This window comes from Fluviibacterium sp. S390, assembly GCF_049800695.1.
Taxonomy (GTDB): Bacteria; Pseudomonadota; Alphaproteobacteria; order Rhodobacterales; family Rhodobacteraceae; genus Meridianimarinicoccus.
Map to the genome: position 1 here is coordinate 62,991 of NZ_JBNAFN010000021.1, position 25,768 is coordinate 88,758.

Annotated in this window: 19 protein-coding genes; 14 read left to right on the plus strand and 5 right to left on the minus strand. The window is 64.4% G+C overall.

The features are described from left to right. Positions 1-49: 49 nt before the first annotated feature. Entirely contained in the window at positions 50-820 is a 771-nt protein-coding gene (locus ACP15K_RS15750; protein ID WP_424990942.1) for an alpha/beta fold hydrolase, read from the minus strand. Between the two features lie 83 nt (positions 821-903). On the opposite strand from ACP15K_RS15750, the gene ACP15K_RS15755 reads away from it, so the two are divergent. Next, positions 904-1,287, plus strand: a complete 384-nt coding sequence (locus ACP15K_RS15755; RefSeq protein ID WP_193140794.1) for a hypothetical protein — start codon at positions 904-906, stop codon at positions 1,285-1,287. A gap of 15 nt (positions 1,288-1,302) precedes the next feature. Here ACP15K_RS15755 and glyA read toward each other — a convergent pair whose 3' ends face one another. Beyond that, positions 1,303-2,598: a serine hydroxymethyltransferase gene (glyA, locus tag ACP15K_RS15760; protein WP_424990943.1), complete on the minus strand. Its 1,296-nt coding sequence runs from the start codon at positions 2,596-2,598 to the stop codon at positions 1,303-1,305. 188 nt (positions 2,599-2,786) lie between these two features. On the opposite strand from glyA, the gene ACP15K_RS15765 reads away from it, so the two are divergent. Next, positions 2,787-3,545, plus strand: a complete 759-nt coding sequence (locus tag ACP15K_RS15765) for an NAD kinase (RefSeq protein ID WP_193140792.1) — start codon at positions 2,787-2,789, stop codon at positions 3,543-3,545. 70 nt (positions 3,546-3,615) lie between these two features. Here ACP15K_RS15765 and prpE read toward each other — a convergent pair whose 3' ends face one another. Beyond that, positions 3,616-5,505 carry a propionate-CoA ligase PrpE gene (gene prpE, locus ACP15K_RS15770; RefSeq protein WP_193140791.1) on the minus strand — a complete coding sequence of 630 codons (1,890 nt, stop codon included), beginning with the start codon at positions 5,503-5,505 and terminating at the stop codon, positions 3,616-3,618. Positions 5,506-5,768: 263 nt separating this feature from the next. Then, positions 5,769-8,048 (minus strand): NADP-dependent malic enzyme, encoded by a 2,280-nt coding sequence (locus ACP15K_RS15775; protein WP_424990944.1) that lies wholly within the window; start codon positions 8,046-8,048, stop codon positions 5,769-5,771. 164 nt (positions 8,049-8,212) lie between these two features. On the opposite strand from ACP15K_RS15775, the gene ACP15K_RS15780 reads away from it, so the two are divergent. From ACP15K_RS15780 to ACP15K_RS15805, 6 genes are read left to right on the plus strand one after another with little or no spacing between them, the layout of a single operon-like run. After that, entirely contained in the window at positions 8,213-8,605 is a 393-nt protein-coding gene (locus ACP15K_RS15780; protein ID WP_193140789.1) for a cytidine deaminase, read from the plus strand. Positions 8,606-8,608: 3 nt separating this feature from the next. Continuing rightward, positions 8,609-9,916, plus strand: a complete 1,308-nt coding sequence (locus tag ACP15K_RS15785) for a thymidine phosphorylase (protein WP_193140788.1) — start codon at positions 8,609-8,611, stop codon at positions 9,914-9,916. After that, positions 9,913-11,121 (plus strand): phosphopentomutase, encoded by a 1,209-nt coding sequence (locus ACP15K_RS15790; protein ID WP_424990945.1) that lies wholly within the window; start codon positions 9,913-9,915, stop codon positions 11,119-11,121. The genes ACP15K_RS15785 and ACP15K_RS15790 overlap by 4 nt, the downstream gene beginning before the upstream one ends. Beyond that, positions 11,118-12,113, plus strand: a complete 996-nt coding sequence (locus ACP15K_RS15795; RefSeq protein ID WP_424990946.1) for an adenosine deaminase — start codon at positions 11,118-11,120, stop codon at positions 12,111-12,113. The genes ACP15K_RS15790 and ACP15K_RS15795 overlap by 4 nt, the downstream gene beginning before the upstream one ends. Continuing rightward, positions 12,094-12,744, plus strand: coding sequence for a uracil phosphoribosyltransferase (upp, locus tag ACP15K_RS15800; RefSeq protein ID WP_193140785.1), 651 nt, complete (start codon positions 12,094-12,096; stop codon positions 12,742-12,744). The genes ACP15K_RS15795 and upp overlap by 20 nt, the downstream gene beginning before the upstream one ends. Before the next feature lie 29 nt (positions 12,745-12,773). Next, a complete protein-coding gene (locus ACP15K_RS15805) occupies positions 12,774-13,298 on the plus strand; it encodes an SPOR domain-containing protein (protein WP_424990947.1) in 525 nt (174 codons plus the stop codon). A gap of 4 nt (positions 13,299-13,302) precedes the next feature. On the opposite strand, the gene ACP15K_RS15810 is transcribed toward ACP15K_RS15805, so the two are convergent. After that, the gene (locus tag ACP15K_RS15810; RefSeq protein ID WP_424990948.1) at positions 13,303-14,109 is read right to left on the minus strand and encodes a FadR/GntR family transcriptional regulator; all 807 of its coding nucleotides are present in this window, start codon (positions 14,107-14,109) and stop codon (positions 13,303-13,305) included. A 416-nt stretch (positions 14,110-14,525) separates the two neighbouring features. Here ACP15K_RS15810 and dld point away from each other — a divergent pair, with 416 nt between their 5' ends. The 6 genes from dld to ACP15K_RS15840 all read left to right on the plus strand — a co-directional run bounded on the left by dld (position 14,526) and on the right by ACP15K_RS15840 (position 25,701). Then, on the plus strand, positions 14,526-16,217 hold the full coding sequence (gene dld, locus ACP15K_RS15815) for a D-lactate dehydrogenase (RefSeq protein ID WP_424990949.1): 1,692 nt from the start codon (positions 14,526-14,528) through the stop codon (positions 16,215-16,217). Positions 16,218-16,537: 320 nt separating this feature from the next. Continuing rightward, positions 16,538-19,198, plus strand: coding sequence for a pyruvate dehydrogenase (acetyl-transferring), homodimeric type (gene aceE / locus ACP15K_RS15820; RefSeq protein WP_193140781.1), 2,661 nt, complete (start codon positions 16,538-16,540; stop codon positions 19,196-19,198). Between the two features lie 119 nt (positions 19,199-19,317). Beyond that, positions 19,318-20,586, plus strand: a complete 1,269-nt coding sequence (gene aceF, locus ACP15K_RS15825) for a dihydrolipoyllysine-residue acetyltransferase (protein ID WP_193140780.1) — start codon at positions 19,318-19,320, stop codon at positions 20,584-20,586. A 14-nt stretch (positions 20,587-20,600) separates the two neighbouring features. Next, positions 20,601-22,664, plus strand: a complete 2,064-nt coding sequence (gene lpdA, locus ACP15K_RS15830) for a dihydrolipoyl dehydrogenase (RefSeq protein WP_424990950.1) — start codon at positions 20,601-20,603, stop codon at positions 22,662-22,664. A gap of 9 nt (positions 22,665-22,673) precedes the next feature. Next, positions 22,674-24,248 carry a Re/Si-specific NAD(P)(+) transhydrogenase subunit alpha gene (locus tag ACP15K_RS15835; RefSeq protein ID WP_424990089.1) on the plus strand — a complete coding sequence of 525 codons (1,575 nt, stop codon included), beginning with the start codon at positions 22,674-22,676 and terminating at the stop codon, positions 24,246-24,248. A 13-nt stretch (positions 24,249-24,261) separates the two neighbouring features. Then, positions 24,262-25,701, plus strand: coding sequence for an NAD(P)(+) transhydrogenase (Re/Si-specific) subunit beta (locus ACP15K_RS15840; RefSeq protein WP_424990090.1), 1,440 nt, complete (start codon positions 24,262-24,264; stop codon positions 25,699-25,701). The last annotated feature ends 67 nt before the right edge of the window (positions 25,702-25,768 follow it).

Here is a 25,768-nt window from a genome sequence, read left to right on the forward strand (position 1 = left end):
GTCCCCGTGGCGCAGGAACGGACAGCCGTGGCATGCCCCAATTCAGCCCTTAGCGGTCAGCGGTGCGGGCCAGGAACTGGGTGACGGCGGCTTCGAATTCGCGGGGTTTCTCGGCGTGCAGCCAATGGTTCGCGCGCGGGATCTTGACCACCACCGCGCCGGGGAACAGGCGCTTGATCTCGCCGCGGTGTTCGGGCTGGACGTAGTCCGAGGCACCGCCTGCCAGGAACATGGTCGGGCGGGTGAAAGTGGCCTCCAGCGCAGGGAAGGACAGGATCTTGTCCATGTCCTGTTCCAGCGTGGGCAGGTTCAGCCGCCAGCGGCCCTCGGCCATGTCCAGCGATTGCAGCAGGAAGGCGCGGATCGCCAGTTCGGGCACCTGGTCGCGCAGTTTGCGGTCGGCCTGCGCGCGGCTGGTCACACCGGTCAGGTCCAGATCGCGCATGGCGCGCAGGAATTGCATCTGGCTGTGGCTGTAGCTGACCGGAGCGATGTCGGCGACGATCAGGCGATTGACCTTGCCCGGATCGGTCAGGGCCAGCACCATTGCCGCCTTGCCGCCCATGGAATGGCCCAGCACATCGGCCTCGCCGCCATGATCAGTAATGACCTCGGCCAGATCGGCCGCCATCTCGGGGTAGCTGTGGGTGTTCGTCCAGTCGCTGGCACCGTGGTTGCGCATGTCGACGGTCAGCACCGGACGCTCCGCCGACAGGTTCCGCGCGATCACGCCCCAATTGCGGCCCGACCCGAACAGCCCGTGCACGATCAGCAGCGGGCGGCCCTCGGTCACCTGCCCATGTCTTGTAGTTGCCAGCACCGACAGCCTCCGCCTATGGTTCGAAGACCATATCCGGGCGCGGCCCGGGGGATGTCAAGCAGGTGACGGGCAGGGTGCAGGGTATGGCCAGAAAGACGCAGACGGATCAGGAGTTTTCGGCGCTGGCCAACCGCATGGGCGAAAAGCTGGACGTGCCGGGCCATGACCTGACGACGGTGGTCGGCCGGGCCGGACGGTTGCTGCCCAGACGGCTGCGCCGCGAGGCGGACTACCTGATCCAGATGGAAATGATCTCGGGTCATCCCAAGCTGTGCCACATGGTCGATCCGGCCCGCGTGGCCAAGGCCGAGGCACGGCTTCGGGCGCATGTGCGTCACCTGAACCCCGAGAAAGAGCGCCGCGACCGGCTGTTGGGCCAGATCGCGGGCTATGCCTTCGGAATGCTGGTGTTTGTCGCGCTGCTGATCACGGTCCTGGCGTGGCGCGGGGTGTTGGGGCCGCAATAGGCGGCCCCGGACAGGTTACAGGCCCGGATATATCGGGAAGCGGTCGCACAGCGCCTGAACCTCGGCGCGCACCTTGTCCTCGACCTCGGCGTTGCCGTCTTCCCCATTGGCGGCCAGCCCGTCGACCACCTCGATGATCCAATCGGCGATCTGGCGGAACTCGGCCTCGCCGAACCCGCGCGAAGTGCCCGCCGGAGACCCAAGACGAATGCCCGAGGTGACGGTCGGTTTCTCGGGATCGAACGGCACACCGTTCTTGTTGCAGGTGATGTGGGCGCGGCCCAGAGCCTTCTCGGTGGCATTGCCCTTCACGCCCTTGGGGCGCAGGTCCACCAGCACCACATGGGTGTCGGTGCCATGGGTCACGGTGTCGAGTCCGCCCTTGATCAGCTGGTCGCTGAGCGCCTGCGCATTGACGATGACCTGGCGGGCATAGTCCTTGAACTCCGGGCGCAGCGCCTCGCCGAAGGCCACGGCCTTGGCGGCGATCACATGCATCAGCGGGCCACCCTGAATGCCGGGGAAGATGGCCGAATTGACCTTCTTGGCGATGGTCTCGTCATTGGTCAGGATCATGCCGCCACGCGGGCCGCGCAGGGTCTTGTGCGTGGTGGTGGTGGCCACATGGGCGTGCGGGAAGGGCGATGGGTGCTGGCCACCCGCCACCAGACCGGCGAAATGGGCCATGTCCACATGCAGGTAGGCACCGACCATATCGGCGATCTCGCGCATCCGCTTGAAGTCGATCTGACGCGGAATGGCCGAGCCGCCGGCGATGATCAGCTTCGGCTGATGCTCCTTGGCCAGTTCTTCCACCTGGTCATAGTCCAGCTGGTTGTCCTGCTTGCGCACGCCGTATTGTACGGCGTTGAACCATTTGCCCGACTGGTTCGGGCGTGCGCCGTGGGTCAGGTGACCGCCCGCGTCCAGTGACATGCCCAGGATGGTGTCGCCGGGCTGGATCAATGCCTGAAAGACACCCTGGTTGGCCTGTGACCCCGAGTTCGGCTGCACATTGGCAAAGGCGCAGTCAAACAGCTGCCTGGCGCGGTCGATCGCGAGGTTCTCGGCGATGTCCACGAATTGGCAACCACCATAGTAGCGGCGGCCGGGATAACCCTCGGCGTATTTGTTGGTCAGGACGGTGCCTTGCGCTTCCATTACGGCGCGGCTGACGATGTTCTCGCTGGCGATCAGCTCGATCTCGTCACGCTGGCGGCCAAGCTCTTTCTCGACGGCACCAAAGAGTTCCGGGTCGCGTTCGGACAGGGCTTCCGTGAAGAATCCGTCGGTACGGTGCGGGGTGTTCATGGGGCATCACTCCTGCGGGTGGGAACAGCCTTGCGGCGATGCCGCTGTGTACGCAAGGACGGGGCTGAACGAAAGCCCACAAAACGGCTTGGCCCCGGCAGATTGCGGCACACTGGCAGCCACCGCGCTTGCCTTTCCGCAAGGACCGCGCGAAGAACGAAGGACGCCTGCATACAGGGACGGTCCGGATGAACAAGATTGCCTTTCTGGCCAGCGAGTCGCCGGTCGCCCAAAGCGCACGCCGCGAGCTTTCGGCGCTGTACGGTCATGTGGAGCCGGAAAAGGCCGATGTGATCGTGGCCCTTGGTGGCGACGGCTTCATGTTGCAGACCCTGCACGGCACCAATGAGCTTTCGGTGCCGGTCTACGGCATGAACCGGGGCACCGTTGGCTTCCTGATGAACGAATATTCCATCGTGCGCCTGAAAGAGCGTCTGAATGCGGCCGAGGTCACCACCATCCAGCCGTTGCAGATGCGGGCCGGGTGCACCGATGGCACGGTGCAATCGGCCTTGGCCATCAACGAGGTGTCGCTGCTGCGTGCCGGACCGCAAGCCGCCAAGCTGCGGATCAGCATCGATGGTCGCGTGCGGCTGGAAGAACTGGTCTGTGACGGGGCGCTGGTCTGTACGCCCGCGGGCTCCACCGCCTACAACTACTCGGCGCATGGGCCGGTGTTGCCAGTGGGGTCCGACGTGCTGGCCCTGACCGCCATGGCCGCGTTCCGGCCAAGGCGCTGGCGCGGGGCGCTGCTGCACCAGACCTCGAAGGTGCGATTCGACGTGATGGATGCCGACAAGCGCCCGGTGATGGCAGATGCCGACGGCCGGTCAGTCAGGAATGTGGAATGGGTCGAGATCGAAAGCCATCCTTCGATCGAGCACAAGATCATGTTCGATCCCGGTCACGGGCTGGAAGAACGGCTGATCCGCGAACAGTTCACCTGAGCCATGCTTTCCGGACACGAAAAGGGCCGCCCCCGAAGGCGCGGCCCGATCTTCACAATTGCCACGTGACTTATTTCGCGTAACCAATACTTTGTAGCGCAACCTTGATCTCGTCCAGAATGGCGGGATCATCGATTGTGGCGGGCATCTTGAACTCTTCACTGTCCGCGATCTTGACCATCACGCCGCGCAGGATCTTGCCCGAACGGGTTTTGGGCAGGCGATCTACCACGACGCAAAGCTTGAAGGCGGCCACGGGGCCGATCTTTTCGCGCACCAGCTTGACCACTTCCTTGATGATCTCGCCATGGTCCCGGGTGACGCCGGAATTCAGGCAGAGGAAGCCCATCGGTATCTGGCCTTTCAACTGGTCGGTGACGCCGATGACGGCGCATTCGGCCACCTCCGGATGCGCGGCCAGAACCTCTTCCATGCCGCCCGTGGACAGGCGGTGACCGGCCACGTTGATGACGTCATCGGTGCGCGCCATGATGTAGACATAGCCGTCTTCATCCTTCATGCCCGCATCGCCGGTCTCATAGTAGCCGGGGAACTGCTGCAGGTAGCTTTTCCTGAACCGCTCTTCGGCATTCCAAAGGCCCGGCAGTGTGCCCGGCGGCAGCGGCAGCTTGATCGCGATGGCGCCCAACTCGCCGTTCTTCACCGGGTGTCCGCCTTCGTCCAGGATCTCGATCTGGTAGCCCGGCATCGGCAGCGCGGGCGAGCCCAGCTTGACCGGCAATTCCTCGATCCCCAATGGGTTCGCGGCGATGGCCCAGCCGGTCTCGGTCTGCCACCAGTGGTCGATGACCGGCACATGCAGTTGCGCCTGGGCCCACAGGATGGTGTCGGGGTCGGCGCGTTCGCCGGCCAGGAACACGGCCTGCATGCCGCGGGTATCGTATTTCTTGACGAATTCGCCGGTCGGGTCTTCACGCTTGACGGCACGCAGGGCGGTCGGCGCGGTGAAGAACGACTTGACCTTATGCTCTTCGATCACCCGCCAGAAGGTGCCGGCGTCCGGCGTGCCCACGGGCTTGCCCTCGAAGACGATGGTGGTGGAGCCGTTGATGAGCGGTGCGTAGCAGATATAGCTGTGGCCCACGACCCAGCCCACGTCGGATGCGGCCCAGAACACTTCGCCCGGCGCGACCTTGTAGATGTTTTCCATGGTCCAGCGCAGGGCCACCAGATGCCCGGCGGTGGCGCGGATCACACCCTTGGGCTGGCCGGTGGTGCCAGAGGTGTAGAGGATATAGGCCGGATGGTTGCCTTCCACCGGTACGCATTCTGCGGGCTCGACGCCGAACTGGAAGCCGTGCCAGTCAAAATCGCGGCCGTCGATCAGCTTGGCAACTTCCTGATCGCGCTGGAAGATCACGGTGAAGTCCGGCTTGTGCTTGGCCAGATCGATGGCGCCGTCCAGAAGTGGCTTGTAGTGGACCACGCGGCCCGGCTCCAACCCGCAGGAGGCGGCGATGATGCATTTGGGCTGGGCATCGTCGATGCGCACCGCCAGTTCGTTGGCGGCAAACCCGCCGAACACGACCGAGTGGATGGCGCCGATGCGGGCACAGGCCAGCATGGCTTCCAGCGCTTCGGGCACCATCGGCATGTAGATGATCACGCGATCGCCCTTTTCCACGCCCTTGGCGCGCAGGGCTCCGGCCAGCGAAGCGACGCGGTCGCGCAACTCGCCATAGGTGATCTCATGCTTGGAATGGGTGATGGGGCTGTCGTGAATAATGGCGATCCGGTCGCCATGTCCGGCTTCCACGTGGCGGTCGACGGCGTTCCAGCAGGTGTTGACCTTCGCGTCCGAGAACCATTCGTAGATCGGAGCGTTCTCGTCGAACAGAGCCTTGGTGGGCTTTTCGACCCAGTCGATCTGCTCGGCTGCAGTCATCCAGAACCCTTCGGGGTCTTCCTGCCAGCCTTTGTAAACGTCCGAATACTTCATGAATGCGTCCTCCTCGGTTACGGACACAATATGCAGGGTTTCCCTTCCGGCAAGGTGACAGTTGTGCCAACACGGCCAATTCGAAAAGGAATTTACAGATTTTCAGATAGTTGCCCGAGAGGTTGTAAATTCAATCTGAAAATGTCGCGTGAATGGCTCTTATCTCTCTGAAAATCAGCGATATTATTCTGTTTGCGCTAAAGTAAAGCGTTAACATGTTCGGACCGGCCGGACCCGAGGGGTGTCCGGCCGGTCCGATCGGGTCAGCTGTAGTGCGACATCGGCGTCCCGGCGATGGCCGCCATGTTCAAAAGGCCGCGGGTGGTGATCGACGGGGTCACGATATGGGCGCGGTTGCCCATGCCCATCAGGATCGGTCCGACCTCCAGTCCGCTGGCCTTGGTCTTGAGCGTGTTGCGCACCGCCGAGGCACTGTCCGAGGTCGCAAAGACCAGCCCGTTGGCCGCGCCCTCGAACCGGCTGTGCGGGAAGATCCGCTCACGCTGTTCGGGACGCAGGGCGGTGTCGACGTTCATCTCGCCCTCATAGGTGAAGTCGCGTGGCTGGCTGTCGAGGATCTCCATCGCGGCCCGCTGGGTGCGGCCCGAATAGATGTCGAGGCTGCCGAATTCCGACGAGGAGCACAGCGCGATCCGGGGCGACACGCCGAAACGGCGCATGTGCCGGGCGCAGCCCAGAACCGTTTCCGCCAGTTGCGCGGGCGTCGGTTCGGGATGCACATGGGTGTCGGCAACGAAGATCGGCCCGTCTTCCTGGATCATCAGCGACAGGGCGCCGACGGGGTGGAACTCCTTGGTGCCCAGGATCTGGTCGACGTAGTTCAGATGCCACAGGTACTGGCCGAAGGTGCCGCAGATCAGGCTGTCGGCCTCGCCGCGATGGACCATGATGGCACCGATGGCGGTGGTGTTGGTGCGCATGATGGCGCGCGCCAGGTCCGGGGTGACGCCCTTGCGGGCCATCAGTTCCAGGTAGGTTTCCCAATAGGCGCGGTAGCGCGGATCGTTCTCGGGGTTGACCACGTCGAAGTCGCGTTCGGGGCGGATTGACAGGCCGGCGCGTTCGCAACGGGTGGCGATGACATCGGGACGGCCGATCAGGATCGGGGTCTCGGTGGTTTCCTCGATCACCGCATGGGCGGCACGCAGCACGCGTTCGTCCTCGCCCTCGGCAAAGACGATGCGCCGCGCGGTCGAGGCCGCGGCCTCGAACACCGGGCGCATGATCATCGCCGATTTGAACACCGAACCGTCCAGTTCCGCCTTGTACCTGGCCAGATCATCCAGCGGCTTGGTCGCCACACCGCTTTCCATGGCCGCCTTGGCCACGGCGCTGGCCACCACACCCATCAGCCGTGGATCGAAGGGCTTCGGGATCAGGTAGTCGGCCCCGAAGCTGAGCTGTTCGCCCTGATAGGCGGCAGCGGCTTCGGCGCTGGTGGTGGCGCGGGCCAGCGCGGCGATGCCTTCGACGCAGGCGACCTGCATCTGGTCGTTGATCTCGCTGGCACCGACGTCCAGCGCGCCTCGGAAGATGAACGGAAAGCACAGGACGTTGTTGACCTGGTTGGGAAAGTCCGACCGGCCGGTGGCGATGATCGCGTCAGGTGCTACCTCGCGGGCGAGATCCGGCATGATCTCGGGCGTGGGATTGGCCAGCGCGAAGATGATCGGGCGGTGGGCCATCTTTGCCACCATCTCGGGCGTCAGGACGCGGGGACCGGACAGGCCCAGAAACAGGTCCGCACCTTCGATCGCCTGATCCAGCGTGCGCTGGTCGGTGGGCTGGGCGAAAGCGGCCTTCTGCGGCGTCATCTCGGCCTCGCGGCCTTCATAGACCAGCCCCTCGATGTCGCACAGCCAGACGTTCTCGCGTTTCACCCCCAGCTTCAGCAGCATGTTCAGGCAGGCGATGCCCGCCGCGCCGCCGCCGGTTGAGACGACCTTGATGTCCTCGAAGCCCTTGCCGGCGACCTTGAGCGCGTTGGTGGCCGCAGCCCCCACGACAATGGCGGTGCCGTGCTGGTCGTCGTGGAACACCGGAATGTTCATGCGCTTGCGGCAGATTTCTTCGACAATGAAACAGTCGGGCGCCTTGATGTCTTCAAGGTTGATCGCGCCGAAGGTCGGTTCCAGCGCGCAGACGATGTCGGCCAGTTGTTCGGGATCGGTGGCGTTCAGCTCGATATCGAAACAGTCGATATTGGCGAATTTCTTGAACAGGACGGCCTTGCCTTCCATCACGGGCTTGGACGCCAGCGCCCCGATGTTGCCCAACCCCAGCACGGCCGAGCCGTTGGTCACGACAGCAACAAGGTTGCCACGCGCGGTATAGCGGCTGGCCTGCGTCGCATCCTTGGCGATTTCCAGACAGGCTTCGGCCACACCGGGCGAATAGGCGCGCGCAAGATCCCGGCCGTTGGCCATGGGCTTGGTCGCGCGGATCTCCAGTTTCCCCGGTTTCGGGTATTCGTGATAATACAGCGCCTCGTTGCGCAGGCTGTCACCGGTGTCGTCGGACATGTTTCCCCCTGGTCTTTGGACAGATAAGTCCTAGTGCTGTGACAGGGTTAACACCAGTCCACAGATGCGCGCATCTTTCTTGGAACTTCCGTGTGATCCGCCGGGGCAGGTCTTGCAATGGGCCGGTGCGCGCCGCAATCTGGCCCGAACAGACGGAGGATCTGATGGATCTCATCGCCGAAGCCCGCGCCGTGCGCGAAAATGCTCATGCCCCCTATTCGGGCTTCAAGGTCGGGGCAGCGGTTCTGTCCGACGCCGGCACCGTCCATCGCGGCTGCAACGTGGAAAACGCCGCCTATCCGGAAGGCACCTGTGCCGAGGCCGGGGCCATCGCCGCGATGATCGCCGCCGGGGACAAACGGTTGCAGGCGGTGGCGGTGATTGCCGACAGCCCGCGCCCGGTGCCGCCCTGCGGCGGCTGCCGTCAGAAACTGGCAGAGTTCGGCGGCGCGGATGTGAAGGTCACCCTGGCCACAACCGGCGGGCAGGTCGAGGAAACCACCATCGGCGCATTGCTGCCCGGAGCTTTCACGCAATCGGACATGGACGGGGCCTGAATAATGGACCCGCGCCATGTTCTGGCCAAGCTGCGCGAGGGCCAGCCGCTGACCGACGCCGAGCTTGCAGGCTTTGCAGTCGGGCTGGCCGAGGGCAGCGTCAGCGATTCGCAGGGCGGGGCTTTCGCCATGGGCGTCTGCAAGGCCGGGTTGAGCGAGGCCGAGACCGTCGCCCTGACCATCGCCATGCGCGACAGCGGGCGGGTTTTGTCCTGGGATCTGCCGGGGCCGGTGGTGGACAAGCATTCCACGGGCGGGCTGGGCGACAGCACCTCGCTGGTGGTGGCGCCGGTTGTGGCGGCCCTTGGGGCCTATGCGCCTTTCATGTCCGGCCGGGGTCTGGGCCATACCGGCGGTACGCTGGACAAGATGGAAGCGGTGGCCGGGGTGGACACCACCGTCTCGGGTGCGCGGCTGCAACGGCTGGTGGCCGAGGTCGGCTGCGCCGTGGTCGGCGCTTCGGACACCATCGCGCCGGCAGACCGGCGGCTCTATGCGCTGCGCGACGAAACCGCGACGGTGGAAAGCCAGGCGCTGATCACCGCCTCCATCCTGTCGAAGAAACTGGCCGCCGGGGCGCGGGCACTGATCCTTGACGTGAAGGGCGGCAGCGGCGCCTTCATGAAAACCCCGCAACAGGCGCGCGACCTGGCACAGGCGCTGACCCGCGCCGCCAATGGCGCGGGCTGTGCCACCCGCGCGCTGATCACCGACATGAACCAGCCGCTGGCCCCGGCGGTCGGCAATGCGGTCGAGTTGCACGAGGTATTGAAAGTGCTGCGAGACCCGCGGCCCGACAGTCGGTTGTGTCAATTGTCGCTGGCCCTGATCGGCGAACTTCTGGAACTGGCCGGTGCCTATGCCACGCCCGAGTCCGCCGCGCAGGCTGCGCTTGAGGTCTTGCAGAACGGGCAGGCGGCCGAGCGGTTCGAGCGCATGATGCACGCCCTGGGCGGGCCCGCCGACTTGCTGGATGATCCCGACGGTTACTTGCCCGCCGCCCCGGTGATCCGCCCGGTTGCGGCAGGCACCTCGGGCCATGTCTGTGCCATCGACGGGGTTTCGCTGGGCGAGGTGGTGCGCAACCTGGGCGGCGGGCGGCGCCACGCGGGCGATGCCATCGACCCGCGCGTCGGCCTGACCGAGGTGGTGCTGCTGGGCCAGCGGCTTGGTCCCCGCGATGCGCTGTGCCTTGTGCACGCCGCCACCGAGGCCGATGCCGAAGATGCCACGGACGCCATCCGCCGCGCCATTCAGGTGGGTGAGAAGACGGCGACTCCGCCCTTGATTCATGAACGGGTGAACGCATGACACGTGCCTTTCTGGTGGTGCTCGATTCCGTGGGCTGCGGCGGCGCGCCCGATGCCGCCGATTTCGGAGATGCAGGTGCCGACACGCTGGGCCATATCGCCCGCGCCTGCGCCGAGGGCCGGGCCGAGGACGGCCGCAGGGGGCCCTTGCAACTGCCGGTTCTGGCCTCGCTGGGGCTGGGGCAAGTCATGGCGGCCTCGACCGGCGCGGTGCTGGGCGACACGGGCGCGCTGCGGTCCGATGCGTTCTACGGGGCCGGGGAAGAAGTGTCGAAAGGCAAGGACACGCCCTCGGGCCATTGGGAGTTGGCCGGCGTGCCGGTGCCCTGGGACTGGCACTATTTCCCCGACACCAACCCAAGCTTTCCCGCCGATCTGACCGCCCGCATCTGCGACCTGGCGGGTACCGACGGGATTCTGGGCAACCGCCATGCCTCGGGCACCGTCATCATCGCCGAGGAGGGGGCCGCGCATCTGCGCACCGGCTGGCCGATCTGCTATACCTCTGCCGACAGTGTGTTCCAGATCGCTGCCCATGAAGAGCATTTCGGGCTGGACCGCCTGTTGGACCTGTGCCGCGCCGCCGCACCGATCCTGCACGAGATGCGGGTGGGCCGGGTCATCGCACGGCCCTTCGTCGGCACGCCGGAAGACGGGTTCACCCGCACCGCAAATCGCCGCGATTTCGCCGTGGCCACGCCCGCGCCGACCCTGTGCGACTGGGTGCAGAGGGCCGGACGCAAGGTGCATGCCATCGGCAAGATCAAGGACATCTTTTCGGGGCAGGGGATCGACGATGTGGTCAAGGGTCCGGACGCCGACCTGATGACCGCCCTGCACCGCGCCTTGGAACAGGCCGAACCCGGATCGCTGACCTTCACCAACCTTGTGGAGTTTGACAGCCTGTATGGACACCGCCGCGACGTTTCGGGATACGCCCGCGCGCTGGAATGGGTGGACGCGGAAATCGGTCGCCTGCTGCAGGCCTTGCCCGAGGGCGACCTGCTGCTGGTCACCGCCGACCACGGCAACGATCCGACATGGCGCGGCACCGATCACACCCGCGAACGGGTGCCGATCCTGGGCTGTCTCAAGGGGCAGGCAGGGCGCGGCGATCTTGGGTTTCGGGCCTTCGCCGATGTCGGCGTCAGCGTGGCGGCGCATCTGGGCGTCCCGCCACAAGGACCGGGAAGGAGTTTTCTGTGAGTGACAAGCGCATCGAATTGCACCTGCATCTGGAGGGGGCGGCCCCGCCCGACCTGATCCGGCGCTTGGCTGAGGAAAAGCATCAACGGCTGGTGGGCGTGTTTGACGCGCAGGGCCGTTTTGCCTTCCGCGACTTCGGGCATTTCCTGCAGGTCTACGAGGCCGCAACCTCGGTCCTGACAACGCCACAGGATTATGCCCGGCTGGTGACAGCTGTGGCCGAGGATCTGGCCGCGCAACAGGTGATCTATGGCGAGGTATTCGTCAGCCCGGCCTTTTGCGGCAATCACGACGTTGCGGCCTGGCGCGATTATCTGGCCGCCATGCAGGAGGCCGCGACGCAGGCCGAAGCGCGCCACGGCGTCACCCTGCGCGGCATCGTCACCGCGATCCGCCACATGGGGCCGGAGGTGGCGAAACAGGCCGCCCATTGTGCCGCTGAAACCGCCGGCGACTGGATCGTCGGCTTTGGCATGGGCGGGGACGAGCGCATGGGCAAGCCCGGAGATTTCGCGTGGAGTTTCGATCTGGCGCGCGAGGCCGGATTGGGCCTGACCGTACACGCCGGCGAATTTGGCGGCCCCGACAGTGTGCGCGACGCGCTGGATGATTTGCGGGTGTCGCGCATCGGCCATGGCGTGCGCGCCGCCGAGGATCACGCGCTGATCGACCGGCTGGCCGAAAGCGGCACGGTGCTGGAGGTCTGCCCGGGCTCGAACCTGAAGCTGGGCCTGTTCCCCGACTGGACATCCCATCCCATCGACCAGTTGCGCCGCGCCGGGGTGGCGGTGACCGTCTCGACCGATGATCCGCCGTTCTTCCACACCACCCTCAGCCGCGAATACGAACGTCTGGCGGAAGTTTTCGACTGGCAGGCCGAGGATTTTCAGGCCATCAATGTCACCGCCGCACAGGCCGCGTTCTGCGATGCCGAAACCCGTGCGCGGCTGCTGAAACTGCTGGAGACTAACGATGACCGAGACCCCACATGATGTTCCCCATCTGACCTTGGTCGATCACCCGCTGGTGCAGCACAAGCTCAGCCTGATGCGGGACAAGGAAACCTCGACCGGGTCGTTCCGCCGGCTGTTGCGCGAGATCAGCCAGCTTCTGGCCTATGAGATCACCCGCGGCATGCCGATGACCCATGAGCGGATCGAAACCCCGCTGATGGAAATGGATGCGCCGGTTCTGGACGGCAAGAAACTGGCGCTGATCTCGATCCTGCGGGCGGGCAACGGGCTGCTGGACGGGGTGCTGGAACTGATCCCTTCGGCCCGTGTCGGCTTTGTCGGACTGTACCGCGACGAGGAAACGCTGGAGCCGGTGCAATACTACTTCAAGGTGCCCGAGGCGCTGGAGGATCGGCTGGTGATTGCCGTCGACCCGATGCTGGCCACCGGCAATTCCTCGGCCGCGGCCATCGACCTGCTGAAACAGGCCGGGGCCACCAACATTCGCTTCCTGTGTCTGCTGGCCGCCCCCGAAGGCATCGCGCGGATGAAAGAGGCGCATCCGGATGTGCCCATTGTCACCGCCGCGGTGGACACCGGCCTGACCGACAAGGGCTATATCTATCCCGGTCTGGGCGACGCGGGCGACCGCATGTTCGGCACCAAGTGATCGGGGGCAGGGTGATGCGGGGGCAGGCAATGGCGGTTGTTCTGGCAGGACTGGCGCAAGCTGCACAGGCCGGACCAGCCGAGGCACCGCCCGAGGATTTCACCGGTCCCGAGTATGTCGACAGTGCCGGCTGTCACTTCTGGCGGGCCCAGCTTGCCGGTCAGACCCTTTGGGCCGAAGTGATCGGCGCCGACGGCCAGCCGGTGTGCGATGCGCCGCCGCCTGTGGCCGAGGTTGATCCGACCCTGTCGCCATCCGATGCGTTGCCCGCACTGGCACCGACCCGGCGCGGGGTCAGCCCGACTTTTCCGCAGGATGGCCGCTATGCGCAGGTCGGGGCCTTCACCTCGACCCGCAAGGCCGACGAGATCGTGCTGGCCTTGCAGGAAGCGGGGTTTTCGGTGCTGCGGCAGGATTTCTCGCGCGGCTCGGGCCGGTTGCGGGTGCTGTTCGTCGGGCCGCTTGGCGATCAGGATCGGGCGCAGGCGCGTCTGCGCGACCTGCGGGGCCTTGGGTTCCGCGATGCGTTTCTGCGGGTTCAGGCGCCGTCGTGATTCCCTACGTCTGATCGGGCGGGGTCGGCACATCTTCTGACAGCAGGGCCGCGCGTTTGGCGGCAATGGCCTCGCGGCGCGCCTGATCCAGCCCGATCCGCATGGATTGCGCGACAAAGTCGATATGCGCTTCGGCGGCCTGAGCCGCGCGGTCGGGATCATGGGCGCAGACGGCTTCGGCAATGGCGGTGTGCTGCTTGTGCAGCAATGCTCCCGAGCCGTCGATGGTACGCAGATATGCACGATTGTAGAACACCGTCTGTCTGGACAGGTCGTAGATCGACCGCATCATGTGGATCAGCGTCGCGTTGTGGCTGGCCGCCACGATGGCCGCATGGAACTTTACGTCGTGATCGCGCGACGCATCGCCGTCGCCCCGTTCCAGATCCTGCGCCAGCGCCTCAAGATATTGATGAATGATCGCCTTGTCGGTCTTGGTCGCCCGATCCGCGGCCAGGCGCGCGGCAAAGGATTCCTGCACGCGGCGGTATTCCAGATAGTCGAAGAAGGCGGTGCCGTGGCGGCCGTACAACTCGATCAGCGCGTCGGACATCGCCTTGCCGGTCAGCGGCGCGATGAACGAGCCTTCGCCGTGGCGGACGGACAACAGGCCGCGCGCTTCCAGCAATTTCAGCGCCTCGCGCAGCTTGGGGCGGGACACCCCCAGGGTTTCGGCCATATCGCGTTCCGACGGCAGGCGGCGGCCTTCGCTCAGCACACCTGCCAGGATCATGTCCTCGATCTGTTCGACGACGCTGTCGGCAACCGAATGATGGTCGATCGGCGTCAGCAGGGCGCGAACATTCTCCATGGCGGTCTCCTTGGTCGGATCAGGCGAGGTGCATTTACTGTACCACCAGATCACAGCATCGGTCAGGTGGGCGTGGCGGGCTATCCGCGTAGCCTGGCAAGAAAACGCACATGTTTCAACGGGTAACGCAGCGGAGTGAAGCAGCGCAGGGCAGTTCTGCGACAGCGTGTCATGCCCGACCCCAGCCGACTAAATGCTAGAGGCACTGCAAAACGATCAAGAGGTCAACTTAATTTACCAAATGGGCTGACCTCAACGCCGCTCAAGCCACTCGAAAGGACGCCTCGCATGTCATTTCACACCTGTCTGATCCACCGTTGCCGCGTCGCCATGCCAAACTGGCGCAGGTTTTCAGCAAAGCGGCCCTTGCAACCCGGCGACAGTCAGTTGCTTACTGAGCGCGGGGAGGCGCACCAATGACAGACACAGATCTGATCACGGCGCTGAAGTCGATCGTGGGCAAGGCCCATGTGCTGACCGGAGCGAAACAGACCGAGCGGTTCCGCAAGGGGTTCCGATCGGGCGAGGGCGATGTGCTGGCGGTGGTGCGTCCCGGCACGCTGGTCGAACAATGGCGGGTGCTGCAGGCCTGTGTGGCCGCCGACAAGATCATCATCATGCAGGCGGCCAACACCGGACTGACCGAAGGCTCGACCCCGAAGGGCACCTATGACCGCGACGTGGTGTTGATCAACACCAACCGCATGGATGCGCTGCACCCGCTGGACGGCGGGCGTCAGGTGGTGGGGCTTCCGGGTTCGACCCTGTTTGCGCTGGAAAAGCTGCTGGCCCCGATGGGGCGGCAACCGCATTCGGTGATCGGTTCGTCCTGCATCGGCGCGTCGGTCATCGGCGGGGTGTGCAACAATTCAGGCGGTGCGCTGGTGGAACGCGGGCCGTCCTATACCGAGCTGTCGCTGTTTGCGCGAGTGACCGAGGACGGCCAGATCGAACTGGTCAACCATCTGGGCCTGGACCTTGGCGACACCCCGGAAGAGATCCTGTCGCGGGTGGAGCGCGGAGAGTTTCAGAAGGATGGGCTGGATCCCACCAACCGCCGCGCGTCGGACACCGAATATGCCGCGCGGGTGCGCGATGTGGATGCTGCCACCCCGGCGCGGTTCAACGCCGACAAGCGCCGCCTGTATGAGTCAGCAGGATGCGCCGGCAAGCTGGCGGTGTTCGCCGTGCGGCTGGACACCTATCCGAAGAATAACGCCGAGAAGACCTTCTATATCGGCACCAATGATCCCGCCGATCTGACCGCGTTGCGCCGTCATATCCTGTCGGAATTCTCGACCCTGCCGGTCAGCGCCGAATACATGCACGCCGAAGTGTTCGACATTTCCGACCGCTACGGCAAGGACACGGTGGTGATGATCGACAAGCTGGGCACCGACCGGCTGCCGATGTTCTTCGCCATGAAAGGCGCGATGGATGCGCGGCTGAACAAGATCCCCTTCCTGCGCGGCGCCACTGACCGAATGATGCAGGGGCTCAGCCGGGTGTGGCCCGATATTCTGCCCAAGCGCATGCGGGTGTGGCGCCAGCGCTTCGAACACCACCTGATCCTGAAGATGCATGATGCCGGGATCGACGAAGCCGCGGCCTATCTGAAAACCCTGTTTGCCGACCGTGAGGGAGATTTCTTCGAATGCACCGATCGCGAAGCCAAGATCGCCGGGCTGCACCGGTTCGCGGCAGCGGGCGCGGCGGTGCGCTATCAGGCGGTCCATGCGAGCGAGGTCGAGGACATCCTGGCACTGGACATTGCCCTGCGCCGTAACGATCGCGACTGGCTGGAGGACCTGCCGGAAGAGATCACCCGCGATCTGGTGCACAAGCTCTACTACGGCCACTTCATGTGTCACGTCCTGCATCAGGATTACATCGTCCGGAAAGGAGCCGATCCCAAGGCGCTGAAGGCCGCCATGCTTGCCATCCTGGACCAGCGCGGTGCCGAGTATCCCGCCGAGCACAACGTCGGGCATCTCTATGCCGCCAAGCCGGATCTGGCCGGGTTTTACCGGTCCTGCGATCCCACAAACACGTTCAATCCAGGCATCGGCAAGACATCACGTAACAGACGATATGCAGGCACAGCATAGGTCGAGCCAAGATATGCATATCACGCCGGTCAGGTATGCATGTGCCGACGGTTTTCAAAGGCGCGGAATCTGGTAGGGAATGCGTGCTGACATAAATTCCTGCAAGATGTTGAATTCGTGCAGCAATAACTGAGGGAGGGGAAATATTCTTGCGCGCAAAATTGGTTAACCGAAGGGCATCCACCGCGCAACGAAATGTCCCGGCCACGAAATCACCGACCGCTTTCCTGCCGTTGGGGCAGTCGAAAAGCGGTTAAGCATTGACGCCTTTGCCGAATGTGCAAGGGTCATGGATAGGAGAGGAAAGGGGACCTTGTTCTATGACTAAACAGACTGACATTGATCCGATTGAGTCACAGGAGTGGCAAGAAGCCATTTCGGATGTGATCGAACGGGATGGAGCAAACCGGGCTCACTTCCTGCTGGATCGCGCCGTGCAACAGGCCCGCGCCGCGGGTGCGACGCTGCCGTTTTCGGCGACTACGCCTTACCAGAACACCATTCCCACCGACGACCAGGAAGAAATCCCGGGCGACTCGGAAATGGAATGGCGCATCCGCACCATCAACCGCTGGAACGCCATGGCGACCGTCGTGCGCCGCAACAAGGAAAGCAGCGAATATGGCGGCCACATCGCGTCGTTCGCCTCGTCTGCCGCCCTGTATGATGTCGGGCTCAACCACTTCTGGCGCGCCAAGTCGGCCATCCACGGCGGCGATCTGGTGTTCTTCCAGGGCCATGTGATCCCCGGCATCTATGCGCGGTCCTTCATGGAAGGACGGATCAGCGAAGAGCAGCTGGAGAACTTCCGCTCGGAAGTGGACGGCTCGGGCCTCAGCTCCTACCCGCACCCCTGGCTGATGCCGGACTACTGGCAGTTCCCGACCGTGTCGATGGGCCTGGGCCCGCTCATGGCGATCTACCAGGCGCGGTTCATGAAATACATGCACAACCGGGGCCATATCGACATGGCCGACCGCAAGGTCTGGTGCTTCCTTGGCGACGGCGAGATGGACGAGCCGGAAAGCCTGGGCGCCATTCATCTGGCGGCACGCGAAAAGCTCGACAACCTGATCTTCGTCATCAACTGCAACCTGCAACGTCTTGACGGTCCGGTGCGCGGCAACGGCAAGATTGTTCAGGAACTGGAAGGCAATTTCCGCGGCTCCGGCTGGGAAGTGATCAAGCTTCTGTGGGGCAAGGGCTGGGACGAGCTGCTTGAGAAAGACACCAGTGGCCGCCTGCGTCAGCTGATGGATGAAACCGTTGACGGCGACTACCAGACGTTCAAATCCAAGAACGGCGCCTACATCCGCGAGCATTTCTTCGGCAAATACCCCGAAACCGCCGAACTGGTGAAAGACTGGACCGACGATCAGATCTGGGCGCTGCGCCGTGGCGGTCATGATCCGCAGAAGGTCTATACCGCCTTCAAGCGCGCGACCGAGGTCAAGGATCAACCGACCTGCCTGCTGGTCAAGACCGTCAAGGGCTATGGCATGGGCACGGCTGGCGAAGGCCAGAACACCACCCACCAGCAAAAGAAGATGGCCGAGGATCAGCTGCGGGCGTTCCGCGATCGCTTCCAGATCCCGGTCAGCGACGAGGATCTGCCGAAAGCGCCCTTCGTTCAGCTGAACAACGCGCAGAAAGCCTATTTGGCTGATCGCCGCAAGGCTCTGGGCGGGGCCTTCCCGGTCCGGCATTGGCGCGACACGCCGAAGCTGGCGATCCCGCCGCTGGAGAAATTCGAGGGTCAGCTGAAAAGCACGGGCGACCGCGAAATCTCGACCACCATGGCTTTTGTCCGTATCCTGACCACGCTTCTGCGGGACAAGAACATCGGCAAGCAGGTGGTGCCGATCGTGCCGGATGAAAGCCGCACGTTTGGTATGGAGGGTCTGTTCCGCTCGGTGGGGATCTACAACCCGCTTGGCCAGCACTATACCCCCGAAGATGCCGACCAGATGATGTACTACAAGGAATCTGAATCCGGTCAGGTTCTGCAGGAAGGCATCAACGAGGCTGGTGCCATGGCCGACTGGATCGCGGCGGCCACGTCGTACTCGGTTCACGGCGTGCCGATGATCCCGTTCTTCATCTATTACTCGATGTTCGGGTTCCAGCGGATCGGCGACCTGGCCTGGGCCGCCGGCGACAGCCGGGCGCGCGGCTTCATGCTGGGCGGCACCGCGGGACGCACCACGCTGAACGGCGAGGGCCTGCAGCACGAGGATGGCCACAGCCACATTCTGGCCGGCACCATCCCGAACTGCATCACCTACGATCCGACCTTCAGCTACGAGGTGGCGGTGATTGTCCATCACGGGTTGCAGCGAATGTATGTGGATCAGGAAGACGTGTTCTTCTACCTGACCCTGATGAACGAGAACTACAGTCATCCGGACATGCCGATGGGTGTGGAGCAGGACATCATCAAGGGGCTCTACCGCTTCAAGGATGTGAAGAAGCCGGGCGACAAGCACGTGACGCTGATGGGGTCGGGCACCATTCTGGTGCAGGCAATGAAGGCGGCCGAGATGCTGGAAGAAGATTTCGGGGTGACCTCGGAAATCTGGTCGGCAACCTCGTTCAACGAACTGGCCCGCGACGGTCAGGACGTGGCCCGCTTCAACCGCCTGAACCCGCTGGCCGAGCAGCGCAAGGCCTTCGTGACCGATCAGCTGGAACGGTCGCGCGGACCGATCGTGGCTGCCACCGACTACATGAAGAACTACGTGGAGCAGATCCGCGGGTTCGTGCCGGACGGCCGCACTCTCAGCGTTCTGGGCACCGATGGCTACGGCCGCTCGGACAGCCGTGTGAACCTGCGTCGTTTCTTCGAGGTGGATGCCAATCACATCGCGGCGGCAGCCATGACCGACCTGTACAAGGCCGGCAAGGTTTCGACGGATGAACTGACGGCGGCGCTGAAGAAATACGACATCGACGGCAACAAGCCCAATCCGCGCCTGGTCTGATCCAGGCGCGCGGCTCATTCCGCGCCGGGACGGCCCCGGCGCGGCACGACACGAACTGACCGGACCCGGACAGCGCGGGGGAAGCGCCACCGGGCACCCGGAACGAGGAGACAAATGAGATGACCATCGAAGTTAAAGTACCCGATATCGGCGATTTTTCGGATGTGCCGGTTGTCAGCATCCTGGTGAGCGTCGGCGATACCGTCGCCGTCGAGGATCCGCTGGTAGAGCTGGAATCCGACAAGGCCACCATGGAAGTGCCCAGCTCGGCCGCCGGTGTGGTGAAAGAGATCAAGATCGCGGAAGGCGACAATGTCTCTGAAGGCAGCCTAATCCTGATCCTGGAAGGCGAGGGCGCTGGCGCCGCGCCGAAAGAAGCGCCCAAGGCGGAAGCCGCACCTGCCGCGGCCCCCGCAGCCGCCCCTGCGGCCGCCCCCGCTGCGGCGGCCCCCGCGGTCACCGACGCGGGCTTCTCCAAGGCCCATGCCTCGCCGTCGGTGCGTGCCTTCGCGCGCCAGTTGGGCGTCGATCTGAGCAAGGTCAACGGTTCGGGCCGCAAGGGACGTATCCTGCGCGAGGACGTGGCGAGCTTCTTCAAGAAAACCTCGGCCCCGGCGCCGTCTGCCGGTGCGGCTCCGGCCTCGGGCGGAATGGGCATCCCGCCGATCCCGGTCGTGGATTTCTCGAAGTTCGGTCCGGTCGAAAACGTGGACATGCCCCGGATCAAGAAGATCTCGGGTCCCGCGCTGCACCGCGCCTGGCTGAACATCCCGCATGTCACCCACAACGACGAAGCCGACATCACCGATCTGGACAAGTACCGGAAGGAGATGGACACGATGGCCAAGGAAGACGGCTATCGCGTCACCCTGCTGAGCTTTGTCATCAAGGCCTCGGTCTCGGCCCTGAAAGAGCATTGGGAGTTCAACAGCTCGATCCATCCCGATGGCGACAAGCTGATCAAGAAAGACTTCTACAACATTGGTTTTGCAGCAGATACACCGAATGGTCTGATGGTTCCGGTGATCAAGGATGCGGATCGCAAGGGTCTGGTGGAAATCTCGAAAGACCTGATGGAGCTGTCAGCCAAGGCCCGCAAGGGCGAGCTGAAGGGCCCCGACATGCAGGGTGCCACCTTCACCATCTCGTCGCTGGGCGGCATTGGCGGCACCTCGTTCACGCCCATCGTGAACGCGCCCGAAGTCGCGATCCTCGGCCTGACCCGGTCGAAAATCTCTCCGGTCTGGAACGGCGAGGAATTCGTGCCGCGCCTGATGCAGCCGCTGTCGCTGTCCTATGACCACCGCGCCGTCGACGGGGCCCTGGCCGCACGCTTCTGCGTGACGCTCAAGACCCTGCTGGGCGATATGCGCAAGTTGATGTGGTAAGGGGAGAGAGATCAATGGACGTCAAAGTACCCGATATCGGTGATTTCGCCGAAGTCCCCGTGGTGTCGATCCTGGTTTCCGTGGGCGACACCGTCGCCGCGGAAGATCCGCTGATCGAGCTGGAATCCGACAAGGCCACCATGGAAGTGCCCAGCCCAGCAGCGGGCAAGGTGACCGAGATCAAGGTCGCCGAAGGTGACAAGGTCTCCGAAGGCTCGGTGATCATCGTGCTGGAAGCCGAAGGGGCGGCCGCCGGGGCCGTCGAGACCCCGGCCCCCGCCGCCGAAGCTGCCGCTCCGGCCGCAGGCGGCGGCGGTTCGGTCGAGGTGACCGTGCCCGACATCGGCGATTTCACCGATGTGCCGGTGGTGTCGATCCTGGTTGCGGTGGGCGACACCGTGGCGGCGGAAGATCCGCTGCTGGAGCTGGAATCCGACAAGGCCACGATGGAGGTCCCCAGCCCGGCGGCTGGCAAGGTTAAGGAAATCAAGGTGTCCGAAGGCGACAAGGTTTCCCAGGGCACGTTGATCGTGGTTCTGGAAGGGGCCGGGGGCGCGACTGCGGCACCGGCGGCTGCGTCTTCCACGGCACCGGCCGCGCCGGAAAAAGCCCCGGCTGTTGAAGCTCCCGCCCCCCTGGCCGCTGGCCAGCAGGGCGATCTTCATGGTGAGGTTGTGGTTTTGGGCTCTGGCCCTGGCGGCTATACCGCGGCGTTCCGCGCGGCGGATCTGGGCAAGAAGGTCATCCTGATCGAGCGGGATCCGCAGCTTGGCGGCGTGTGTCTGAACGTCGGGTGTATCCCGTCGAAGGCGCTGCTGCATGTGGCCAAGGTCATCACCGAGGCCGAGGACATGGGCGCCCATGGCGTGAGCTTTGCCAAGCCCGAGATCGATCTGGACGGGCTGCGCAAGTTCAAGGAAAGCGTTGTCGGTCAGCTGACCGGCGGGCTGGGCGGTCTGGCGAAAGGCCGCAAGGTTCAGGTCGTCACCGGCACCGGCAAGTTCACCGGCCCGAACATGATCGAGGTCACGGGCGACGAGGGCACCAAGACGGTCAGCTTCGACCAGTGCATCATCGCGGCAGGCTCCGAACCGGTCACGCTGCCCTTCATCCCGCATGACGACCCCAGGGTGATCGACAGCACCGGCGCCCTGGAACTGAAGGACATCCCTGAACGGATGCTGATCCTTGGCGGCGGCATCATCGGTCTGGAAATGGCCTGTGTCTATGATGCGCTTGGCTCGAAGATCACCGTCGTGGAACTGATGGACCAGATCATTCCGGGCGCCGACAAGGACATCGTCAAGCCGCTGCACACCCGCATCGGCAAACGCTATGAGAACATCCTGCTGAAGACCAAGGTCACGGCGATGGAAGCCTCGGACGCGGGCCTGAAGGTGACTTTCGAGGATACCTCGGGCAATGTGTCCAATGACACATTTGACAAGGTGCTGGTCGCCGTGGGCCGCAAGCCCAATGGCAAGCTGATCGCCGCCGATGCCGCCGGTGTTGCCGTTGACGATCGTGGATTCATCCATGTGAACAGCCAGCAGCGCACCAATGTGTCCCACATCTACGCCATCGGCGACGTCGTGGGCCAGCCGATGCTGGCGCACAAGGCCGTGCACGAAGGCAAGGTCGCGGCCGAAGCCGCCAACGGTGATCCGCGCCATTTCGATGCGCGGGTGATCCCCTCGGTCGCCTATACCGATCCCGAGGTGGCCTGGGCCGGCATGACTGAAACCCAGGCCAAGGCGCAGGGCATCAAGTACGAAAAAGGCGTGTTCCCCTGGGCGGCGTCGGGCAAGGCATTGTCCAACGGTCGGTCAGAAGGCATGACCAAGCTGCTGTTCGATCCCGAGGATGACCGCCTGATCGGCGCGCTGATCGTCGGCACCAACGCCGGTGACCTGATCGCCGAGGCTGCACTGGCCATCGAGATGGGCGCCGATGCCGTCGACCTGGGCCACACCATTCACCCGCACCCGACACTGTCGGAAACGGTGAACTTTGCGGCCGAAATGTTCGAAGGCACCATCACCGACCTGATGCCGCCGAAAAAGAAAAAGAAGCACTGAGGGATGGCCATGAAACTTGGAGTACCCAAGGAGTTATATCCTGGCGAGTGTCGGGTTGCCTTGACGCCGCAGTCTGCGGGTCAGTTGGGCAAGCTGGGCTATGCGTGTCTGGTTGAGTCCGGGGCCGGGGCTGCGGCGGGGATTTCGGATGCGGCCTATGCCGCGGCCGGGGTCGAGGTCGTGGCGGATGCGGCGGCGCTGTATGCGGGCGCCGACATCGTGGCCAAGGTGCGGCCTCCGGAAGAATCCGAGGTGGATCTGCTGCGCGAGGGGCAGATCCTGATCTCGTTCTTCTGGCCGGCGGCGAACGAGGCGCTGATGGCGCGCGCGAAGGATCGCGGCGCCACGGTGATCGCCATGGACATGGTGCCGCGGATCAGCCGGGCCCAGAAGATGGACGCGCTGAGCTCGATGGCCAATATCGCGGGCTACCGCGCGGTGATCGAGGCGGGCGCCAACTTCGGCCGCTTCTTCACCGGCCAGGTGACGGCGGCGGGCAAGGTGCCCCCCGCGAAGGTTCTGGTGGTGGGGGCCGGCGTGGCCGGGCTGGCGGCGATCGGGGCGTCGACCTCGCTGGGCGCGATCACCCTGGCCTTCGACGTGCGGCCCGAGGTGGCCGAGCAGATCGAATCGATGGGGGCGGAGTTCGTCTACCTCGAGTTCGACGAGGAACAGACCGACGGCGCGGCGACGGGCGGCTATGCGGCGCCCTCGAGCCCCGAGTTCCGCGAGGCGCAGCTGGCCAAGTTCCGCGAGCTGGCCCCGGAGGTGGACATCGTCATCACCACGGCGCTGATCCCGAACCGGCCGGCGCCGAAGCTGTGGACCGAGGACATGGTCGGGCTGATGAAGCCGGGCTCGGTGATCGTTGATCTGGCGGCCGAGCGTGGCGGCAACTGCGACCTGACGGTTCCGGACGAGAAGATCGTGACCGACAATGGCGTGACCGTGGTCGGCTACACCGATTTCCCCAGCCGGATGGCGGCGCAAAGCTCGACGCTTTATGCCACCAACATCCGCCACATGATGACCGATCTGACGCCCGGCAAGGACGGTCAGCCGGTGGTCAACATGGAAGATGACGTGATCCGCGGCGCCACGGTGACCCACGCGGGCGAGATCACCTTCCCGCCGCCGCCGCCGAAGATCGCGGCAATCGCGGCGCAGAAGCCCAAGGAAAAGCCCAAGGAACTGACGCCGGAAGAGAAGAAGGCCCGGGAAGTGGCCGCCTTCAAGGCCGCCACCAAACAGCAGGTGACCCTGCTGGGGGTGGGCGCGGCCTTGATGCTGATCGTGGGCGCCTTTGCCCCGGCCAGTTTCATGGCGCATTTCATCGTCTTCGTTCTGGCCTGTTTCGTGGGCTTCCAGGTGATCTGGAACGTCAGCCACAGCCTGCACACGCCCTTGATGGCGGTGACCAATGCAATCTCGGGCATCGTGATCCTGGGCGCCCTTCTGCAGGTCGGGTCCGGCAACTGGCTGGTGGTTCTGCTGGCGTCGATCTCGATCCTGATTGCCACGATCAACATCGTCGGCGGCTTCCTGGTGACACGCCGGATGCTGGCAATGTTCCAGAAATCCTGAGGAGTTCAGTGACATGAGTATCGGACTTGTTTCGGCGGCCTATATCGCTGCCGCCGTTCTGTTCATCCTGAGCCTCGGGGGGCTCTCGGGCCAGGAGAGCGCCAAGCGCGCGATCTGGTACGGGATCGTGGGCATGGCCTTTGCCGTGGTCGCGACGATCTTCGGGCCAGGCATGGGCAACTATTTCATCGTGATCCTGATGGTGGCGCTTGGCGCCATCGCCGGCACCATCGTGGCCAAGCGGGTCGAGATGACCGAGATGCCGCAACTGGTGGCGGCGCTGCACAGTTTCGTCGGTCTTGCGGCGGTCTTCATCGGGCTCAACGCCGACCTGGAACTGGGCGCGGTGACCGCGCTGAAGGAGGCCGGCGGCGACCTGAGCGCGCTGGCGGGCTTCGCGGCCACCCTGGCCAAGAAGACCAGCGTCGAGATCGGCATCCTGAAGACCGAGGTGTTCCTTGGCATCTTCATCGGGGCGGTGACCTTCACCGGGTCGGTCGTGGCCTTCGGCAAGCTGGCGGGCAAGGTCGACGGCAAGCCCAAACAGCTGCCCGGCGGGCATATGCTGAACGCGGCGTCGCTGGCGCTGTGCGTTCTGCTGGGGATCATGTATATCGCCGGCGCGGGCATCTGGACCATGGTGCTGGTGACGCTGATCGCGGGCTTCATCGGCTACCATCTGATCATGGGCATCGGCGGCGCCGACATGCCGGTGGTGGTGTCGATGCTGAACAGCTACTCGGGGTGGGCCGCGGCCGCCATCGGCTTCACGCTGGGCAACGATCTGCTGATCGTGACTGGCGCGCTGGTGGGCTCTTCGGGGGCGATCCTGAGCTACATCATGTGCAAGGCGATGAACCGGGCCTTCGTGTCGGTGATCCTGGGCGGCTTTGGCGGCACCTCGGGGCCGCAGATGGCGGTCGAGGGCGAGATGATCGCCACCGATGCCGACAGCGTCGCCGCGGCCCTGAACGATGCCGACGAGATCATCATCATCCCCGGCTACGGGATGGCGGTGGCCCAGGCCCAGCAATCGGTGAGCGAGCTGACCAAGCGCCTGCGCGCCAAGGGCAAGACTGTGCGGTTTGCGATCCATCCGGTTGCCGGACGCCTCCCTGGTCACATGAACGTTCTGCTGGCCGAAGCGCGGGTGCCCTACGACATCGTTATGGAAATGGACGAAATCAATGAAGATTTCCCCAAGACCGACGTGGCGATCGTGATCGGCTCGAACGACATCGTGAACCCGGCCGCACAAGACGACCCCAACAGCCCCATCGCCGGGATGCCGGTGCTGGAATGCTGGAAGGCGAAACAGGTGTTCGTGTCCAAACGCGGCCAGGGCACCGGCTATTCGGGCATCGAGAACCCGCTGTTCTTCAAGGACAACACGCGGATGTTCTACGGCGACGCCAAGAAAAGCCTCGACGACTTGCTTACCCGCATCGACTGACAACACACCCCAGGCCCCGGACAAAACCCGGGGCCTGATGGCAGAAACCCAACCCCCGAAGGGGGGG

Excerpts from the sequence above, each read along its gene's own strand:
- aceF (WP_193140780.1), top strand. The coding sequence starts at position 19,318 with ATGACCATCGAAGTTAAAGTACCCGATATCGGCGATTTTTCGGATGTG.
- aceE (WP_193140781.1), top strand. The coding sequence starts at position 16,538 with ATGACTAAACAGACTGACATTGATCCGATTGAGTCACAGGAGTGGCAA.
- ACP15K_RS15835 (WP_424990089.1), top strand. The coding sequence starts at position 22,674 with ATGAAACTTGGAGTACCCAAGGAGTTATATCCTGGCGAGTGTCGGGTT.
- lpdA (WP_424990950.1), top strand. The coding sequence starts at position 20,601 with ATGGACGTCAAAGTACCCGATATCGGTGATTTCGCCGAAGTCCCCGTG.
- ACP15K_RS15840 (WP_424990090.1), top strand. The coding sequence starts at position 24,262 with ATGAGTATCGGACTTGTTTCGGCGGCCTATATCGCTGCCGCCGTTCTG.
- glyA (WP_424990943.1), bottom strand. The coding sequence starts at position 2,598 with ATGAACACCCCGCACCGTACCGACGGATTCTTCACGGAAGCCCTGTCC.
- ACP15K_RS15755 (WP_193140794.1), top strand. The coding sequence starts at position 904 with ATGGCCAGAAAGACGCAGACGGATCAGGAGTTTTCGGCGCTGGCCAAC.
- prpE (WP_193140791.1), bottom strand. The coding sequence starts at position 5,505 with ATGAAGTATTCGGACGTTTACAAAGGCTGGCAGGAAGACCCCGAAGGG.
- ACP15K_RS15765 (WP_193140792.1), top strand. The coding sequence starts at position 2,787 with ATGAACAAGATTGCCTTTCTGGCCAGCGAGTCGCCGGTCGCCCAAAGC.
- ACP15K_RS15780 (WP_193140789.1), top strand. The coding sequence starts at position 8,213 with ATGGATCTCATCGCCGAAGCCCGCGCCGTGCGCGAAAATGCTCATGCC.
- upp (WP_193140785.1), top strand. The coding sequence starts at position 12,094 with ATGACCGAGACCCCACATGATGTTCCCCATCTGACCTTGGTCGATCAC.
- ACP15K_RS15785 (WP_193140788.1), top strand. The coding sequence starts at position 8,609 with ATGGACCCGCGCCATGTTCTGGCCAAGCTGCGCGAGGGCCAGCCGCTG.
- ACP15K_RS15810 (WP_424990948.1), bottom strand. The coding sequence starts at position 14,109 with ATGGAGAATGTTCGCGCCCTGCTGACGCCGATCGACCATCATTCGGTT.
- ACP15K_RS15805 (WP_424990947.1), top strand. The coding sequence starts at position 12,774 with ATGGCGGTTGTTCTGGCAGGACTGGCGCAAGCTGCACAGGCCGGACCA.
- dld (WP_424990949.1), top strand. The coding sequence starts at position 14,526 with ATGACAGACACAGATCTGATCACGGCGCTGAAGTCGATCGTGGGCAAG.
- ACP15K_RS15790 (WP_424990945.1), top strand. The coding sequence starts at position 9,913 with ATGACACGTGCCTTTCTGGTGGTGCTCGATTCCGTGGGCTGCGGCGGC.
- ACP15K_RS15775 (WP_424990944.1), bottom strand. The coding sequence starts at position 8,048 with ATGTCCGACGACACCGGTGACAGCCTGCGCAACGAGGCGCTGTATTAT.